This is a genomic window from Mesorhizobium sp. M0052, assembly GCF_040323255.1.
Taxonomy (GTDB): domain Bacteria; phylum Pseudomonadota; class Alphaproteobacteria; order Rhizobiales; family Rhizobiaceae; genus Mesorhizobium.
Genome location: NZ_JAMYUS010000012.1, coordinates 1 through 18,164, shown reverse-complemented (window position 1 = coordinate 18,164; position 18,164 = coordinate 1). Strand labels below are relative to the sequence as shown.

Here is an 18,164-nt window from a genome sequence, read left to right as displayed (position 1 = left end):
ACGCCCCTCAAAGAATCTGCTCGAATAAGATGTGCGGCGACTTTAGCGATGCGCGGCGAGCGGCACCACATTGTTCGGCTGCTTGGCGCTGGACGCCAGGAAACGCTTGATGTTGCGCGCCGCCTGCCGGATCCGGTGCTCGTTCTCGACCAGAGCGATGCGGACGTGATCGTCGCCATGCTCGCCAAAGCCGATGCCCGGCGCCACCGCGACGTCGGCGTGCTCGATCAGGAGCTTGGAAAACTCAAGCGAGCCGAGATGCTTGAACGGCTCCGGGATCGGCGCCCAGGCGAACATCGAGGCAGCCGGTGCCGGAATGGTCCAGCCGGCGCGGCTGAAGGCATCTACCATGACGTCGCGGCGCTTCAAATAGACCTCGCGAACTTCGGCGATGTCGGCGCCGTCGCCATTCAGCGCATGCGCCGCCGCCACCTGGATCGGCGTGAAGGCGCCGTAATCGAGATAGGACTTCACCCGCGTCAACGCCGAGATCAGCCGCTCATTGCCGACGGCGAAGCCCATGCGCCAGCCAGGCATGGAGAAGGTCTTCGACATCGAGGTGAACTCGACGCAGACATCGATGGCGCCCGGCACCTGCAGCACCGAAGGCGGCGGATTGCCGTCGAAATAGATCTCCGAATAGGCAAGGTCCGACAGGATGATGATGTCGTTCTTCTTGGCGAAGGCGACCACGTCCTTGTAGAAATCGAGCGAGGCGACCAGCGCCGTCGGGTTCGACGGATAGTTGAGGATCAATGCCAGCGGCTTCGGGATCGAATGACGGACACCGCGCTCGAGCGCCGGGATGAAGCCGTCATCCGGCTCGACCTGCAGCGAACGGATGACGCCGCCCGACATGATGAAGCCGAAAGCATGGATCGGATAGGTCGGGTTGGGGCACAGGATCACGTCGCCCGGCGCGGTGATCGCCTGCGCCATATTGGCGAAGCCTTCCTTCGAACCGAGCGTCGCCACCACCTGCGTGTCGGGATTGAGCTTCACGCCGAAGCGGCGCTGATAATAGGCGGCCTGGGCGCGGCGCAGACCTGGGATGCCGCGGGAGGAGGAATAGCGATGCGTGCGCGGATCGCGCACCACTTCGCACAATTTGTCGACGATCGCCTTCGGCGTCGGCAGGTCCGGATTGCCCATGCCAAGGTCGATAATGTCGGCGCCGCGCGAACGGGCGCTGGCCTTCAGCCGGTTGACCTGCTCGAACACGTAGGGCGGAAGCCGGCGGACCTTGTGAAATTCTTCCATGTCAGTTCCAGACGATTTAAGATTGGCTTTAGCACAGTTGGCTTGGCTAGGCGCCTTTGGCAAAGACCGCTTTCGGCGCGCGATATAGCCTTATTTGCAGGTAGGGTCGAGGGCGGGATCGCATTTGGCTTCGATCTGCTTCAGCGTGTCCTTGCCATGGTTCTTCGCCAGCGAGTTCAGCGCCGCCGGGCTGGTGGACGGGGCACCGCCGCCGCCCTTGGCCACTTGCCCCTGCTGTTCGCCCTTCAACTGGGCAAGCTTGGCCTGCGTCTCCTCAGGGGTGAGTTGCCTTGCCGCCACCTGCGGCGGGATGTTGAGATTGGGATAAGAGCCGGTGTCCTGCGCGCCCTGCGTCAGGCCGACATTCATCCCGTTGCCGGTATTGGCGCTCGTGCAGCCACTTGCCGCCAGCAGCCCTGGCGCCAGACAGGCGATTGCAACCGCGACGCGGCAAAAGCGGCCTGCCCCCGAAAAAATGGTCTTGCCGGTGTTAATCGTCATATTGTTTTCCTGGCAGCCGGGGTACAGCGCATTGGACCCGGTCAGATGTCCCATGATAATATGTCAAGAAAACGCCTCGGGAGGAACCCCGCGAGCCATGTCCAAAACACCTGATTCGAGCAAAGCGGAAGATGATCAATCTTCGACCGTCGAGCAATATCTGGTGAAAGACCCGGAACGCTTCGCGTTGAACATGGCGCGCATGGTCGAGCAGGCCGGCAAAGCCGCCTCCGCCTGGGCCGAGCCGCGCAAAAAGGGCGAGGTGCGCGATCATGTCGCCGAACCCGTGGTCGACATGGTAAAAACCCTTTCCAAGCTCAGCGAATATTGGCTGGCCGACCCGCAACGCGCGCTGGAAGCGCAGACGCGACTGTTCGCCGGCTACATGACGGTCTGGGGCAACGCCATCCAGAAGGTTAGCCCGAATGCCGAGGCGCCCGAAGATGCGGTCAAGCCCGAGCGCGGCGACAAGCGTTTTCAAGACCCCGAATGGGGTCGCAACGCTTTCTTCGATTTCCTCAAACAGGCCTATCTCGTCACCTCGCGCTGGGCGGCCGACCTGGTCGAGCACGCCGAAGGCCTCGACGATCACACCCGCCATAAGGCCAGCTTCTACGTCAAGCAGGTGTCCAATGCCATCTCGCCGTCGAACTTCATCCTGACCAATCCGGAGCTGTTTCGAGAAACCGTTGCCTCGAATGGCGAAAACCTGGTGCGCGGCATGAAGATGCTGGCCGAAGACATCGCCGCCGGCAAGGGCGACCTGAAGCTGAGACAAGCTGACTATTCGCCCTTCGAGATCGGCAAGAACGTCGCGACATCCCCCGGCAAGGTGGTCGGGCGCAGCGATGTCGCCGAAATCATCCAGTACGATCCGACGACGGAGACGGTGCTCAAGCGCCCGCTGCTGATCTGCCCGCCCTGGATCAACAAGTTCTACATCCTCGATCTCAACCCGCAAAAGTCCTTCATCCGCTGGGCGATCGAGCAAGGCCATACCGTGTTCGTCATCTCCTGGATCAATCCCGACGAGCGGCACGGCGCCAAGGGCTGGGAAGCTTACATAGGGGAAGGCCTGCAATACGGCCTCGACACGATCGAGAAGGCGACCGGCGAGAAAGAGGTCAACGCCATCGGCTATTGCGTCGGCGGCACGCTGCTGGCGGCCGCACTCGCACTGCTGGCACAGGAAGGCGACAACCGCATCAAATCGGCGACCTTCTTCACCACGCAGGTCGACTTCACCCATGCCGGCGACCTGAAAGTCTTCGTCGACGAGGACCAGGTGGCAGCGGTCGAGAAATCGATGAACGAAAAGGGCTACCTCGACGGCACCAAGATGGCGACCGCTTTCAACATGCTGCGCTCGGGCGACCTGATCTGGCCTTATGTCATCAACAATTACATGCGCGGCAAGGATCCCCTTCCCTTCGACCTGCTCTACTGGAACGCCGATTCCACCCGCATGGCGGCCGCCAACCACTCCTTCTACCTGCGCAACTGTTATCTCGAGAACAATCTGACGCGTGGCGTGATGGAACTCGCCGGCCGCACTTTGTCGCTGGCCGACGTCACCATCCCGGTTTACAACCTGGCGTCGAAGGAAGATCACATCGCGCCGGCCCTTTCCGTGTTTCTCGGCTCGCAATATTTCGGCGGTGACGTCGAGTTTGTGATGGCTGGTTCCGGCCACATTGCCGGTGTCGTCAACCCGCCGGCAGCCAAGAAATACCAGTACTGGACCGGCGGCAAACCGACAGGCGATTTTGACCAGTGGCTCGCCTGCGCGGTGGAGCATCCCGGCTCCTGGTGGACGCATTGGCAGCACTGGATCGAGACCCAGGACGACACCCTCGTTCCGGCCCGCAAACCGGGCAAGCACATGAAAACCCTGGGTGATGCCCCCGGCACCTATGTGAAGGTGCGTGTGTAACGGCCGGCACCTTTTGCAGGTGCCTGTGTGTAACGGAATGTAATGTCTGGTGAGTTGACGAGCCGGCAAAACGGGGCGAAATGGTGTCGTCAACCTTCAAGAAGCCTCAATTGGCCTCCAACGAGCAAATAATTCAGAGGCTTGCAGAATTGACACAAGTCTCGTTTCCGGTTTGGGAACACAAGGCATTGGATGTGAACGTTTCGACGCCGCACCAATAGCATGCCGACCGGACACCGAGGGGGAATTTAGTTTTGAAATCAGTAGGATCGCGTCTCGCGGGGAGAGAAGGTCGCACTATAGCGGCAGCGCTTTTCTCCGTGCTTCTGGCGTCCTGCACCTCCGCCAGCGACCCCACAATGTCCGTCGGCATGCCTGGCTACAACGCGACCGCTTCTGACATCGCCGCGGCTTCCGGCGCCAGCCCTGCGGCGCCGGGCGATTCGACCGTGCAGGTCACATCCACCGGGCCGCAGATGATGATGACGGCAGCGGGCGATGCGACACTGCCCGAGCAGGTCGCCTATGTGCCGGTGGCCAAGCCCGGCACCGGCTTCCCGGTCAATGTTCCCGCCGGCTCCGAAACCATTGTCGGCCAGACGCCGCAGTCGCTGCAGCAGTCAGCACAGACCGCGGCCGCAACGGACGCCGTGGCGCAGAAGATCGCCGCCGCCGATGCCGGCGTGACCGCGCCGAAACCGACTGCCGCGGCACCCGCGCCCGGCGAGGTCTACGTGACCGCCGCGCCCCAGCAGATCGACACGCCGAAGAAGGGCTTCCTGGCCTCACTGTTCAGCACCACGCCAACCTCGGCGGCACCTGCTCCGCTGGTCAACTCGCGCTCGGGCGAACAGCCTGCGGTTGCTGCCCAGAAGGCCGCCCCGGCAAAGCCGATCATCACGTTGGCCTCAGCCAGTTCGGCCGACAAGCCCTTGCAGCTTGCCTCGCTTGGCAACGAGAGCAACCACATCACCGGCAGCGATGCCTTGCCCGGCGTGCGCCAGACGGCGCTGTTCGAGATCAAGCGCAAATCCGGCCTCGACGACGAAAGCGACGTCGACCTGAACGAGGACGAGGGTTCGGGCGGCGCCTATCAGGTGGCTTCCGCCGCCGGCCTCGCCCGGCTGGCGCCCAACGGCCTGTTGAAGCAAAACGAGAGCGTCGACGTCGCCTGCCTGAAGCCGTCGCTGGTGCGTGTGCTGAAGACCATCGAAGGCCATTACGGCCGCAAGATGATGGTCACATCAGGCTACCGCGACCCGGCCCGCAACCGGCGCGCCAACGGCGCCAAGAATTCGCTGCACATGTATTGCGCCGCCGCCGACATCCAGGTTCCCGGCGTCTCCAAATGGGAACTGGCGAGCTACATCCGAACCATGCCCGGCCGCGGTGGCGTCGGCACCTACTGCCATACCGAATCCGTTCACGTCGACGTCGGCCCCGAGCGCGACTGGAATTGGCGCTGCCGCCGGCGGGGGTAGCATCCCCATTCGGCAAACGGGCCGAGGGGCTGTTAGCAGCCCGCCGTTTTTTCCGATTACCTATCAGCGACGTTCGAGATTAGCCGAGGCACCCGCGACTTCGTCATCCTATGGCGAAGCAAGGAGCGCAGCGACGCAGCGCAGACGCGAGGATGACGACTGCGCGGCGCATTCGTCCAAAGATGTGCAACGACGCGAGGCCAGAAAACCTGCGCTTGCTCACCAAACTGGCCGTTTTCGCCCCTCTTGAAAAAAGTTTCTGCATCTGGCGGCTGATGGGTTGCCGGTTGGCAACAACGCAATTATAAGCCGCTTCGTCTGAGCGCGCCCATCGTCTAGCGGTTAGGACACCGCCCTTTCACGGCGGTAACAGGGGTTCGATTCCCCTTGGGCGTACCAGATCTTTCAGGAAAACAGGAAGCCTCGCGGCAGCCGCCGAACTAGCAGCGGCTGGAAGGGTGGCGCGGCGCATCGGTTGAAACGGCGAACAGCGGCTGCCGTGCCGAGGTTTCCCTCGGCGCCTGCTCGCGGCAATCTCCGGCCACTCACCCTTGGTCGTGCGCTACCTGCGGCCAGCGCTGTAACGCCGCGTGGCCACCCTCGGTCAGCGCGTAGACGCCGCGCTCGGCCCTGGCGAACCAGCCATAGACATTGTCCAATAGGATGCTGGCCGCGCGCGGCGAAATCGCTTTCAGATCGCGCGGGCGTTTCGGCCCGTCGGTCATGGCTGCGGCGCAGGCCAGCGCATCCTGCCGGTAGGCAGTCATGATCGGGGCTCGCGAGCCACCGCCGACCACCGGATCGCCGCGCCGGCGACGGTGTTCCTCCATCAGCCGCGAGCGCCGCTTTGGATCGCGACGCGGCGGCAGAGCGGCCGGGCTGAGCAGCAATTCGACCTCCCCCTTGCCGCTGACAGCCAGAAGCCCGAAGCCGAGCCGCCGGCACAGCGCGCGAAAACGGCGGTCGTGCTCGCGGCCTTTGCCACGCGCCGACATGCGCGCGGCCAGCCACACTTCGTCGCATGCCGCCGCGCGATCGACACCTTGCAGCACCAGTTCGAGGTTGAACTGCAATTTCAGTTCGCAGATGACCAGCACAGGCGGCTCGCCGTCGCGCACCGCCACGATATCGCAGTGGCCGACTTCGCCCTTCACCGTGAATTCCAGGCTCTCGAGAAACCGCTTCACCGGGATGTAGAGAGACGTTTCCTGCATCGCGCAGGCATAGCCGATTCGGATCGGGTCGGCACAGGGATCGCCGAGAGGCCGACGCCTTGCGCTAAACCGCGTCGATCCCACCATCTGCAAAAGCCATCCGTAAGGCAGGTTCTCCGGCGTGATGGTCCCGCCATAGCGCTCGACGATTTCCTTGGCGATGACCGACGTCACCAGGGCCGAGCGCGACCAGTATTTCATCGCCTGTCTCGCGTTCAACAAGGCGCTCGCCGTGGCTGGGACGGCACGATCGACAGCGCAAGGCCCGAGATCGTCGACGCCAAGACCGGTCCACGGTTGGCCACAGTGAGCGCGTGTCGGTCCTCTGTTCGAAGCTAGAGGCGGGTGCGCGTCCGGCGCTGCCCTGGTGCGGCATCGTCCGCCTTGAAATGCATCTCGTCCTGGACCGCGGCAAAAAACCGGCGGACATCGTTGGCCGCCGAAGCCGCATCGCAGCCGGCCGCGACCGCCTTGTCGAGGAGTTCGCGCGCCGTGGCCTTCCAGAACGACGTGGCCGTGTCGCCGTGCAGTCTGCCCAGCCTTGCGGCGACCTCGCGCACCAGCACGGTCTGCCGGTCTAGCGGGAAGGTACGCACATTGGCTGAAGACATGTTCTGCACCATGAAACCGACGCAACGAATCAGACGCTGCTCTATGGCTCATGCCTAGCTGTGAAGTCGGAAACGGAACCTTAACGCCGCGGAGTCCGCGCCGATTGGAACGAGTCGGTTGGCCGGCCTCCAGGCCAAGCAGAACTCTAGACCCTCAGGCCCCTCGCCTCGCCGGCGCGCTTGGCCGTAACCATCATGTCCCTGGCCAGCAGGCCACTGACCCGGCAAAACGCCATGAAGGCGCGCCATGCGTCCTCAGTCCTGACCACATCCACCGTGGCCCCGAAACAGGCATTGAACGCCGCTTCATAGACCTTGCCCTGTCGCTTCTTTGGCCAGTCATGCAGGATATCCAGCGCCTGTTCGACGCTGTATATTTCCTCTACCGGCAGCCCGTGCGCGGGCGCGATGCGCACCGGCACCTCGAATTGCAATCTGTCCATTCTATATCTCCCGAACTGGCGTCGACCACAGCAACGCCGTTCGTCGTCAAAAGTTGCTTTGGCTGCTTTTGCGCGAAAATGTGTTGTCAGTGCGATCTCGGCATTCGGAGGAGATCGCGCACCTGGATGTCATCTGAGCGGCCGCGCAAGCCAGGAATATCGCCAGTATCAGTCCATTGCCGGCAGTTCTTCCTTGAACCTTGCGGCTTGCAGTGCCAAATCTGAGGAAATTTTCTAACGGGCTGGTATGCGCCGCCCGCTTACAGGCAAACGGACACTATGGTCACCTATCTCGACGCCGCCACGGCACCCCTCAGGAATACCGGCCAGATCCGCCTCTATGGCGAAGAAGGATTTGCCGGCATGCGCAAGGCCTGCGATCTCACCGCGCGCTGCCTTGATGAACTGGTGCCGATGGTCCAGCCGGGTGTCACCACCGAGACCATCGACCGTTTCGTCTTCGAATTCGGCATGGACCAAGGCGCGCTACCGGCGACGCTCAACTACCGCGGCTACACCAAATCGTCCTGCACCTCGATCAACCACGTCGTCTGCCACGGCATTCCAGACAGCAAGCCGTTGAAGGATGGCGACATCGTCAACATCGACGTCACCTACATCCTCGACGGCTGGCACGGCGATTCCTCGCGCATGTATCCCGTCGGCACCATCAAGCGCGCCGCCGAACGCCTGCTTGAAGTCACTCATGAGTGCCTGATGCGCGGAATCGCGGCGGTCCGGCCCGGCGCCCGCACCGGCGCCATCGGCGCCGCCATCCAGACCTATGCCGAGGCAGAGCGCTGCTCGGTGGTGCGCGATTTCTGCGGCCACGGCGTTGGCCAGTTGTTCCACGACGCACCCAACATCCTGCACTATGGCACCGCCTCGGAAGGCGTCGAGATGCGGCCGGGCATGATCTTCACCATCGAGCCCATGATCAATCTTGGCCGGCCGCATGTGAAAGTGCTGTCGGACGGCTGGACGGCGGTGACGCGCGACCGCTCGCTGTCGGCGCAGTACGAACACACGATAGGCGTCACCGAAACTGGCTGCGAGATTTTCACCCTGTCGCCAAACAAGCTCGACCGCCCCGGCCTGCCGGCGGTCAGCTGAAAACAAGATCGCCTCAAGCCGCGGCTTTGAGGCGCCGTCGCCGAAAAAACTCGACCGCGCGCTGCTTACCGCTCTAATCTGCCGTCGAAGCCTTCGGGGAGTGTGTGGGGTCGATGGGGAAGAGTGGCGACGACGAACGGGGGTTCTTCTCCGAGCGGTGGCTTGAACCACCGGCGAAGAACAAGGCACCAAGAGACAAATCGACGGAGAAGCCACACTATCACGGCCATCGCGACCGTTTGCGCGAGCGCTTCGTTGCCGGCGACGCAGACGTCCTGCCCGACTACGAACTTCTCGAACTGCTGCTGTTTCGCCTGATCCCGCGCGTCGACACCAAGCCGATCGCCAAGGCGCTCTTGGCGCGCTTCGGCACTTTTGGCGAAGTGCTTGGCGCACCGGTGGCGCTGCTGCAGGAGGTGAAGGGCATCGGCCCCGCCGTGGCGGTCGACCTGAAGGTGATTGCCGCTGCCGCGCAGCGCATGGCGCGGACCGAGGTTCGCGACCGCGAGGTGCTGTCCAACTGGACGCAGCTTCTTGCGTACTGCCGCTCGGCGATGGCGTTCGAGAACCGCGAACATTTCCGCATCCTGTTCCTCGACAAGAAGAACGTGCTGATCGCCGACGAGGTACAGCAGGTCGGCACCGTGGACCACACGCCGGTCTATCCGCGCGAAGTGATCAAGCGCGCGCTCGAACTGTCGGCCAGCGCCGTCATCCTGGTGCATAATCATCCCACTCGCCTCCTTTCGATCACGCACGATCACGCTTTAGCACATTGATACCTATCGCTTTTTAGACTTGTCGCAGAGTCGGATATTGTGGCATATTGGGGTCGGTTTTAGGGGGATCGAAGCCCGTTTTGAACCCAACCACGGCCCCCTACTACCCGTCAGCCGATCCCACTCGAAAGCCTACGGGAGACCCCAGTGCCAAGCCTTACCGATGGAGAGATTCGCCGCGCTTTGAAGCAGGTCGAGGAGACCGGAAAGCAGCAGAACCTTGTCGATGGCGAGGGCCACGGCACAGGCCGCCTCGTTCTAGCTATAAAGCCAATGCCGACACGGGTAACGGCGGACTGGATGGCCCAGCAGTGGCGAGACCAAAAGCGTCTCAAGAAAAAGCTCGGCTCGTATCCGTCAATGGGCCTCGCCCAGGCCCGGGAGATTTTCAGACGCGACTTCGCCGACATGATCCAGAAGGGACGGAGCATCAAGATTGCGGGCGACACGCGACCCGGCACGGTCGCCGATCTGTTCGAGGCTTACGTCGCGTCGCTCAAGGCAGATGGAAAACCGTCCTGGAAGGAGGCCGAAAAGGGCCTGGACAAGATCGCCGATTCGCTCGGTCGCAACCGCCCTGCCCGCGACATCGAGCCTGATGAGATCAGGGACATCATTCGCCCGATTTATCAGCGAGGCAAACGGTCCATGGCCGATCATGTTCGCAGCTATATTCGATCGGCCTACAGTTGGGGGCTGAAATCCGAGCATGACTACCGCTCAACCTCGGTCCGTCGCTTTCGTCTCGTCTACAATCCAGCTGCAGGTATTCCAACCGAACCGAAAAACGTTGGAACGCGCTGGTTGGACGAGGAGGAATTTATCCGTCTCTATCGTTGGCTCGAATCTCCCGACGCGCCGGTCCACCCCCCTTACACGCGTGCCGTAAGAATTCTTATGCTGACCGGCCAGCGCGTCGAGGAGATCGCTCGGCTACACGTCGATCAATGGGATGCGGCCGAGCGCATCATCGATTGGTCCAAAACTAAGAATGGAAAGCCTCACGCCATCCCCGTGCCCATGATCGCTGCCGAGCTTATCGGGTCGATCAAGCCGAATGAATTTGGCTGGTTTTTTCCATCCGCAACCGACCCGTCCAAGCCGGTCAGCCATGGCACGCTCTATTCGTTCATGTGGCGCCAACGCGATCGCGAGGTCATCCCCGTCGTGACAAATCGCGATCTCCGGCGAACCTGGAAGACGCTTGCTGGAAAGGCAGGGCTCTCGAAAGAGATCCGAGACCGATTGCAGAACCACACTCTGCAGGACGTCAGCTCCAAGAGCTACGATCGCTGGAACTACATGCCGGAAAAACGTGCTGCCATGGCCCGGTGGGACAAGTTTGTCCGCGAGCTCCTGACGAAGAAGAAGCGTAAAGCCGCGCTTAAGGAAGCTGCATGAGCTAGCGATTGCTTTTCCTCACCGCCTTCACCGGCGGAGGCAAAGCTTCACCTTGGGAACCAGACTACGAATCTGGGGGTCAGGAGTTCGAATCTCTTCGGGCGCGCCATTCCATCCAATTGAAATCGCTCGCCTTTTAGACCTCGCCAACGCGACCGCACCGGCTTGAATTCCAGAATTCAGCCGGTTTTTCAGCCGGTTTTGGAAGAACGGACATTCCTTCGAACCATGTCGCAGCTTGGCGAATGGTGGCTCTCCTGTTTTTCTCTTGTTCAACATGCGGCATAATCAGATTCGCACGGACCGGGCTGGCGCTCATCACGGCTGCCAGGTGTAGGTTTGAGGCGGCAGGTGTTGATGTTGTCGGCTTCCTCACGCAAAACCTAGGGAATGACAGTCCGAAAAAAGGCAAACCGTCTCCAACTCCCGCCGCTTGTTGCAGGCGAATGGCGCGGTGAGATCGTTGGCTCAGCCAACATCAATTTTGGCCAGTCCGTGCAACCCGGACCACCACGTCACTCAGTCGAGTTCAGCTATGTCATACTGGCTGCCTCGCTGATCATGCCGAACGCAGCATTCAGATGGCCTGGCGTCGTCATGATCATGGTCCCAACTCCCATGAAGACGGAACATCCCGACGCGGGCGCTCTTTTTGAAGCAGATCAGCTGGCGTCGCTGAGCCTCTCCCTTGAAGTCACCAGGGCGCAATTTTCCGACATGCTGCCACGCTTTGAAGCGAAGAGATTCAGGAATTTTCATATTGTGGTAGAGGAAAAGGAGGGAGGCAATAGATGGCCGCTGCGAAGCTGGGGCATGGGAAACGTCCCGCTTTGAATGCCTGCTCACGATACTCGCAAGTTGCTACGAGACAGCCGCAAGCGTCTATTAACCCGTCTTGCGGTCGGCAGGCATGGGTTCAACGGTCGCCTCGGTGTCCCTATTCGCGTCGAGCCCCAATTCCTCCCCCAATGCGGCGATTAAGGCTGCCACGCGACCACGCACCCGTGGAGGAAGCTGCATCAGCCCCTCGATCAGGCGCCGGCCTTCCGCGCTGGCGATAAAGTCGATGCGCTCATCGACCGGCAGAGGCGAAGCGTTGCGGCTTGTCTCGTCATTTCCGGGCAGGCCTTCGAAAAAGCGGCTGACAGGAACGCCAAGCGACTTAGCAATCTCGTAAAGCATGGATGCGCTCACGCGGTTCCTCGCATTCTCGTATTTCTGGAGCTGCTGGAAGCTGATACCGATGGATCGGGCAAGCTGTGCCTGCGAGACGTCCGACTGCACGCGGATCGTGGCGATCTGCCTACCAACATGCTGATCGGCGGGATGAGGTGCCGCTCCGGCCCTTGCCCACACCTCGAATCGGGTCAGCTTCGATTCCGGCAAAGCCTTCTGATGCTGCATTTATCACTCCCGACTGGAGAGTTTGTCGCGGTACGCTCCCGCGAAACTCACCAAACTTTCAAATGATCAGGGAGTGCAAAACCTTCCTAGTTGGCTCTGCGGCCTTTGGTTACGGGTAATCCGGATTACCCGTAGGTCAGAGAGTTTGATGCCACTTTGCTGGCACCAATCGCCAGTGGGGTCTTGCAGCCCGAAGATCCTCGTCTCGTCCGCGGCACGATCGCCAACGTCATGAACGCGAATACATATTATAGTTGATAAACTCAAAGTGTGTAAATTGCCAAGTCTGCGCACATGGACATGCGCAAACTCGTGGGCCGAAACTTCGGTCGCTTGCGTCGGGAGAAGGGCCTGACCCAGGAGCAGGTGGAAGCGCGTTCAGGGTTCAGCCAGCAATATCTAAGTGGTCTGGAACGCGGTCGTCGCAACCCGACGGTCATCACGCTCTATGAGTTGGCTCAGGCAATAGATGTGAGCCATGTTCAACTTGTCGAACCCGACGTTGAAGAAATTTAGATAGCTGCAATGACAGACCGATGCGCCTCTTGTGAGAAGCGCTTTCCGAAAAGCGTTCGTAGTCACATCCCTCGGCTTTGAGATTGCTTGTGTCCTGATCCGTCGATCTCGCGACGCATGACAGCGATGTCATGCCGCCCCCTTGGCTCCCCAATGAGCTTGCGGCGCCAGGATTATCATGGCCGGATCCCGGTTGATGATTTCAGTTACACAACGAACTGATCCTCGCCGCCCAGACGCTACCTCAAAGATGCGCGTCCTGTCGCGATGCCTTTTCGTGTCGAGTCACGCGCCTCACCTCTGGAATGGCGCGCCCCTTTCCGCCTTCCGGCCTTGGTAGTCATATTAAGGCACCGCACATCACACTAAGCCACGGAAAAATAACAATAATCGACGATCTTGAGAGGTGCGAGATAATCCGCACCTCGCGAGAATGACGCATAACCCTTTGAAACAACACGACCGATCGGCGCCGCACCTCGCGGCCTTTTATCTCGCCGTCTTAATCGGTCGTGCTATGCGAGAATTTGTACGCATCGTCGTTTCTCCTTCCATCTACGATAATATACGAATTTATTCTCCACGCTACGTTTCCACGTTTTGGCGTCGAGTTCCGATGCGCCGAGCAGTCTTACGCGCTCTGCGACGGGTGTTTCGGCTGCACTGTGGCAGCGCGCGAACCGTCGTGGCGCACTTTTCCATCGGACTGGCGGAGCATCGTCACAGGCAATCGAGCGCGGTCCGGCCGTCTGTGGATCGGCGCGGCCGCAGGCAAGATAACGTGCGTTCCGTCGTTCCTGGTCTGCATCGGTCCTCATCCGCCAAGGCGGATCTTCGTGTTCAGCTGGCGTCGTTCACGTTGCTGACGCCCTGCGTTTCAACTGACGATCCCCTGCTCATCGATGGGCTCCGAGCAGCTTGCGGTCCTTGAGATGAGCGCGCTGGGCAGCGTCGGTTGGGCTTGCCGCCGGATCGCCGACGTAGAACGTTCCGTCGCTCCACATGCCGTGCATGATCACCGCCAGCTTGCGCGCCACCGCCACGCACGCCTTGCGATGGCAGGAGCGTTTGGCGATTTCCCGGCCCAAGCTTTTGCCCTTGTCCATGCCGCGGAGGCGCGTCATCAGCGCCGACGCCGCCTCGTAGAGCGCGCGCCGCACGTCCGCGTCGCCAGCCTTCGAGATGCGTCCCTGGACGTCGATCATGTGCTCGACTGCCATCGCCGCGAGGTCAGCCCGAAGTAGGTGGCGACGTCACGCGAGCGGCGGAAGCGCGATCGTCGATCGCCGTCATGAAGGAGAGCGCCGTCACCGGGCCGACGCCGGGGATGGCCATGAAGCGTCGGCACAGCTCGCTACGCGCGACGATCTCACCACCAGATCGTGCAGCCGGCAATATTCCCGCCACTGAACGGCGCGCCCCGACAACATGGCGTCCATCAACTCGGCTGACAGCGGATCGGCCGCGACGGCCGCGTGCACCGCCTGGTCGAAAGCGCCACGCGACGTGCCGCCAAGCTTGATGCCAAACGCCTTCAGCGAGTGCCGGAGGCGTTCTCAAGATCGAGGAACTTGCGCTTCAGGTTGCGCCGGTGGGTCAGTAAAAGCCGCATCCGATAGCAATCCTGCGTCTTGATATGGGCCTGACGAAACCAGCCGGTGCGCATGATGTGGGCGATGCCGAGCGCATCGGCGGCATCCGTGTTGTTGCGCTGCGCCGACATCGCGGCCCACGTGCTGTGTCTCCAGGCAGATCGCCGGAAGGCGGCGTTTCAGAAGCTCGGGATTGAGCCAGGGCGACAGCGATCCGGCCTCGTGGCCGACGCGCCGCAGCCGCGCCACGAACGGCTTCAACACCACGAACAACGCATCCGGATCGGTCTCCACCTTGACCGTCAAATGCACCTCACCATGTTCGTCGACGACGCACACCGCAGTTTCGTCCACGCAACATCCAGTCCGCAAAAATATTCCATCAGCCGCCTCCTGCGTGGCTTGACAGGTGATTCCTTAGCAGATGCCCTGCTGTACTTATATATACTACTCCACAACAAAGGTAATTTGAAACGGACTCAGCATTATGCCGCAGTCTCCATTCTCAGCGAAGACAAACCTGATACCTCCATCCTCAAGAGTTTTTTCAATCGAGCTGAGTGTTCGTGGACCTATTGGAGTGCCAGCTTCCAATCGCGTGATGGTTGTCGGGGCGACCCCCGCAAGGCTGGCCAGCTCGCTTATTTTCAGTCCCAGCGCCGCCCGAGCCATTCTGCATTGGACACCTCGGATCGTCATTTCTCGTTGCCCCGGTGAAGGAAAGTCCCTGGCAGAGATCATATAACTGCTATTCGCGCCATGGTTTCCCTTTCTGTTTTTTGAGAAGGCATAATCCGGCCTTTTTGCCCGTCAGATCGTGTCCCGCGGCGTGGTGTAGCTGGCGGCATTAGTCGCCGTGCTCTCCGGCATGGGCCGGGCTGATCAGCGCGCCACGGCAGGCAGGCTGATCAGGGGATCATCGCTCATCTGGCTGATCGTTTCCAGAGTCATATATCTGGCCCGCTGCACTGCCCATTCATCGTTCTGTTCGAGCAGGATTGCGCCGACGAGGCGCACGATCGCATCGTCGTTCGGGAAGATTCCGACGACCTCGGTGCGCCGCTTGATCTCGCCGTTGAGACGTTCGATCGGATTCGTCGAGTGGAGCTTGGCGCGATGTTCCTTGGGGAAGGTCATGTAGGCCAGGACGTCGGGCTCGGCGTCGTCCACCATTGTCGCCAGCTTCGGCACCTTCGGCTGGATCTGGTCGGCGACGGCGCGCCATTGTACGGACGCGGCCTCGGGCGTTTCCTGGGCGAAAGCGGTGGCGATGAAGGCTGAGACGACCCTGCGGCCGCTCTTGCCGGCATGGGCCAGCACGTTCCTCATGAAGTGGACGCGGCACCTCTGCCATGTCGCGCACAGCACCTTGGTGACGGCCGCCTTGAGGCCTTCGTGAGCATCGGAGACGACGAGCTTGACGCCGCGCAGGCCGCGACGTGTCAGCTTGCGCAGGAACTCTGTCCAGATCGGCTCGGCCTCCGAGGTGCCAATCTCCATGCCCAGTACCTCGCGCCGGCCGTCCGCGTTGACGCCGACGGCGATGATAACGGCGACCGAGACGATCCGCCCACCGCGGCGGACCTTCAGGTAAGTGGCGTCGATCCACAGGTATGGCCAATCGCCCTCGATCGGCCGCTCGAGGAAGGCCTTCACCTTCCCGTCGATCTCCTCGCACAGCCGCGAGACCTGGCTCTTGGATATGCCGCTCATACCCATGGCCTTGACCAGGTCGTCAACCGACCGGGTCGAGATGCCTTGCACATAAGCTTCCTGGATGACGGCGGTTAGCGCCTTCTCGGCCATGCGGCGCGGTTCGAGGAAACCTGGGAAGTAGCTTCCCTTCCTGAGCTTCGGGATGCGCAGCTCGACCGTGCCGGCCCGCGTCTCCCAGTCCCGGTCGCGGTAGCCATTGCGCTGGGCGAGCCGCAGCGGGTTCTTCTCGCCATAGCTGGGGCCGGTGGCCGCGCCCACCTCATTTCCATCAGTCGCTCGGCGGCAAAGCCGATCATCTCCCGCAGCAGATCGGCATCCGGGGTCTTCTCCACGAGCGTGCGCAGGTTCATCATGTCGTCGGTCATCGGTGGTCCTTCCGAAATGGGTTGGCGTCAACAACCAAACCCTACCGGAAAGCGCCGATGACCACCCACACGCCGCTCGCTCGCTACAGCGCTAATAACGGCGCGCTCGTGAGCGGCTTCGCTACCGCCGAGCTACACCACCTGATGGGACACGACCGCCCGTTCACGGCAGGTCGCGCATAACATAGTATATCTCGGAAGTTAACTAAGCCTAAACATTCAACTGCAGCGTCATACCTGATTATATCAATCAGCCATACAAGTGGTTGCAATTCTTTGGAGGTGCCTGTCTCTTGCCGGGAAATGCCGGAGGGATTTCAGCAATGACCACCAATATCGATTTGGACAGTTTTTCGGGTTTGGCCGACGAGCATTCCGGGCCCAATGAACACAGCAGCCAGGCAACGCCGGTAGAGATCCAGGTTGCGCAAGCAACTTCGACGCAGCCGCCCGCGCCGCCAGCGTCCGAACCGGTGCCGGTCGACGTCGGAAGCGGCGCGCCCGTTCAACCGGCGGCTCCCGCGGCGGCGAACGCAGCGGCGGCGCCCCATGAATATGTGGCCGACGCCAGCAACATGGTCAGGCTTCCGTCCAACGTTTCCATCGACAACATCAAGGTCGACGGCCACAACCTTTTGCTCGAACAGGCCGACGGCTCGGTGATCGCGATCAAGGATGGCGCCCTGAACGTTCCGACCTTCATCATCGGCGACGTCGAGGTGCCGCGCGTTGCCTTGCTGGCCGCCCTTGAAGCAAGCCACGTCGATGTCGCCTTCGGCGCCGATGGTTCCATGTCGGCTGGTCCGGGAGGTGCCCCGGGCAGTGCTGGTGGGGACTTTACGGTTCCCCCAGGCGGTATCGGTGACGGATTCGACCTTTCGGCCTTGCTCCCCCCGACGGACCTGCAGTTTGGGCAGTTGGAGCCACGCGAGTTGACCATCGGCGTCTTGGGAAAGGACTCCACGCCATCGATTGGGCTCATAGGAGAGACCACCGTCTATGAGGCCGGCCTTCCGGCACGCGGCGGCGAGTCCGCGGGCTCGAACGCTGCCGCCAACTCGGAGACCACCTCGGGCACCATCGGCTTCACTTCGCCGGACGGCGTGTCGGTAGTCTCGCTCGGCGGCCATGTGCTGACCGGCGCCGCGCAGACCTTCACCGACGCCACCGGCTCGCTGACGGCAAGCTATGTCTACAATCCGGCCACCGGCGCCGGCACGATCAGCTATTCCTACACGCTTGTCGACAACACCACCGGCGACAACACCACCGCCAGCTTCGCAGTCGTCGTCACCGACACTGACGGCGACAGCGCACCGGCCGGCAACCTGGTCATCAACATCATCGACGACGTGCCGACGGCGCATGCCGATACCGACAGTGTAGCCTCCAACCAGTTCACGGCCGAGGCCGGCAACGTGCTGACGGCGGTGGGCACCACCTCGCCGGTGACCGGCATCGATGTCCTGGGTGCAGACGGCGCAGCGGTGGTTGGCGTCCAGGCCGGCGACACCAATGCCGACTTCACCGGCTCGCTCGGCGTGCAGATCCAGGGCACCTACGGCAAGCTGACGCTTAACGCCGACGGCTCCTACTCCTATGTACGCGATGCCGGCTCGCAGGGCGGCCACGACGACGTCTTCACCTACACCATCAAGGATGGCGACGGCGACACCTCGCACACCACGCTGACCATCTCGATCGGCGACTCGACGCCGACCGACAGCATTCCGGCGCCGGGCCTTGCCTCGACCACCGTCTATGAGGCCGGCCTTCCGGCACGCGGCGGCGAGTCCGCGGGCTCGAACGCTGCCGCCAACTCGGAGACCACCTCG

The 18,164-nt window shown here is 61.7% G+C and carries 15 protein-coding genes, 1 tRNA gene and 2 pseudogenes; 9 read left to right on the top strand and 9 right to left on the bottom strand.

From position 1 onward, the window contains the following. Positions 1-42: 42 nt before the first annotated feature. Both NKJ77_RS17415 and NKJ77_RS17410 read right to left on the bottom strand, forming a co-directional pair. On the bottom strand, positions 43-1,260 hold the full coding sequence (locus NKJ77_RS17415; protein WP_023681615.1) for an LL-diaminopimelate aminotransferase: 1,218 nt from the start codon (positions 1,258-1,260) through the stop codon (positions 43-45). A gap of 90 nt (positions 1,261-1,350) precedes the next feature. After that, complete coding sequence (locus tag NKJ77_RS17410; protein ID WP_023691128.1) at positions 1,351-1,761, bottom strand: hypothetical protein; 411 nt, start codon at positions 1,759-1,761, stop codon at positions 1,351-1,353. A gap of 97 nt (positions 1,762-1,858) precedes the next feature. Between NKJ77_RS17410 and phaC the strand changes: the two genes are divergently transcribed. The 3 genes from phaC (at position 1,859) to NKJ77_RS17395 (ending at position 5,574) form a co-directional block, all read left to right on the top strand. Beyond that, positions 1,859-3,694 carry a class I poly(R)-hydroxyalkanoic acid synthase gene (phaC, locus tag NKJ77_RS17405; RefSeq protein WP_352535522.1) on the top strand — a complete coding sequence of 612 codons (1,836 nt, stop codon included), beginning with the start codon at positions 1,859-1,861 and terminating at the stop codon, positions 3,692-3,694. Positions 3,695-4,053: 359 nt separating this feature from the next. Continuing rightward, positions 4,054-5,175, top strand: a complete 1,122-nt coding sequence (locus NKJ77_RS17400; RefSeq protein ID WP_023691126.1) for a YcbK family protein — start codon at positions 4,054-4,056, stop codon at positions 5,173-5,175. Between the two features lie 324 nt (positions 5,176-5,499). Next, a tRNA-Glu gene (locus tag NKJ77_RS17395) sits at positions 5,500-5,574 on the top strand. 146 nt (positions 5,575-5,720) lie between these two features. On the opposite strand, the gene NKJ77_RS17390 is transcribed toward NKJ77_RS17395, so the two are convergent. The 3 genes from NKJ77_RS17390 to NKJ77_RS17380 form a co-directional block, all read right to left on the bottom strand. Continuing rightward, a complete protein-coding gene (locus tag NKJ77_RS17390; RefSeq protein WP_023688243.1) occupies positions 5,721-6,389 on the bottom strand; it encodes a DUF2161 domain-containing phosphodiesterase in 669 nt (222 codons plus the stop codon). 335 nt (positions 6,390-6,724) lie between these two features. Beyond that, positions 6,725-7,000 (bottom strand): DUF6074 family protein, encoded by a 276-nt coding sequence (locus NKJ77_RS17385; RefSeq protein ID WP_023691124.1) that lies wholly within the window; start codon positions 6,998-7,000, stop codon positions 6,725-6,727. Between the two features lie 146 nt (positions 7,001-7,146). Beyond that, positions 7,147-7,443 (bottom strand): DUF982 domain-containing protein, encoded by a 297-nt coding sequence (locus NKJ77_RS17380; RefSeq protein ID WP_023830625.1) that lies wholly within the window; start codon positions 7,441-7,443, stop codon positions 7,147-7,149. Between the two features lie 279 nt (positions 7,444-7,722). Here NKJ77_RS17380 and map point away from each other — a divergent pair, with 279 nt between their 5' ends. The 4 genes from map (at position 7,723) to NKJ77_RS17360 (ending at position 11,570) form a co-directional block, all read left to right on the top strand. After that, complete coding sequence (gene map, locus NKJ77_RS17375; protein WP_023821427.1) at positions 7,723-8,556, top strand: type I methionyl aminopeptidase; 834 nt, start codon at positions 7,723-7,725, stop codon at positions 8,554-8,556. A gap of 113 nt (positions 8,557-8,669) precedes the next feature. Then, complete coding sequence (locus NKJ77_RS17370; RefSeq protein ID WP_352535521.1) at positions 8,670-9,335, top strand: JAB domain-containing protein; 666 nt, start codon at positions 8,670-8,672, stop codon at positions 9,333-9,335. A gap of 147 nt (positions 9,336-9,482) precedes the next feature. Next, positions 9,483-10,736 (top strand): tyrosine-type recombinase/integrase, encoded by a 1,254-nt coding sequence (locus NKJ77_RS17365; RefSeq protein WP_352535520.1) that lies wholly within the window; start codon positions 9,483-9,485, stop codon positions 10,734-10,736. A gap of 390 nt (positions 10,737-11,126) precedes the next feature. Then, on the top strand, positions 11,127-11,570 hold the full coding sequence (locus NKJ77_RS17360; RefSeq protein WP_352535519.1) for a hypothetical protein: 444 nt from the start codon (positions 11,127-11,129) through the stop codon (positions 11,568-11,570). Between the two features lie 51 nt (positions 11,571-11,621). On the opposite strand, the gene NKJ77_RS17355 is transcribed toward NKJ77_RS17360, so the two are convergent. Further along, positions 11,622-12,140, bottom strand: a complete 519-nt coding sequence (locus NKJ77_RS17355; protein WP_352535518.1) for a helix-turn-helix domain-containing protein — start codon at positions 12,138-12,140, stop codon at positions 11,622-11,624. Positions 12,141-12,434: 294 nt separating this feature from the next. On the opposite strand from NKJ77_RS17355, the gene NKJ77_RS17350 reads away from it, so the two are divergent. Next, positions 12,435-12,656 (top strand): helix-turn-helix domain-containing protein, encoded by a 222-nt coding sequence (locus NKJ77_RS17350; protein ID WP_127327475.1) that lies wholly within the window; start codon positions 12,435-12,437, stop codon positions 12,654-12,656. Between the two features lie 896 nt (positions 12,657-13,552). On the opposite strand, the pseudogene NKJ77_RS17345 reads toward NKJ77_RS17350, so the two are convergent. The 3 genes and pseudogenes from NKJ77_RS17345 to NKJ77_RS17335 all read right to left on the bottom strand — a co-directional run bounded on the left by NKJ77_RS17345 (position 13,553) and on the right by NKJ77_RS17335 (position 16,329). Then, positions 13,553-14,631 (bottom strand): annotated as a pseudogene (locus tag NKJ77_RS17345) (IS110 family RNA-guided transposase). Positions 14,632-14,695: 64 nt separating this feature from the next. After that, positions 14,696-14,920, bottom strand: a complete 225-nt coding sequence (locus NKJ77_RS17340; RefSeq protein WP_352535517.1) for a helix-turn-helix domain-containing protein — start codon at positions 14,918-14,920, stop codon at positions 14,696-14,698. Positions 14,921-15,130: 210 nt separating this feature from the next. Beyond that, positions 15,131-16,329, bottom strand: a pseudogene (locus NKJ77_RS17335) (IS256 family transposase). 323 nt (positions 16,330-16,652) lie between these two features. Here NKJ77_RS17335 and NKJ77_RS17330 point away from each other — a divergent pair. Then, positions 16,653-18,164, top strand: a 1,512-nt coding sequence (locus NKJ77_RS17330) for an Ig-like domain-containing protein (RefSeq protein WP_502904431.1), incomplete at its 3' end; no start/stop codon positions are given.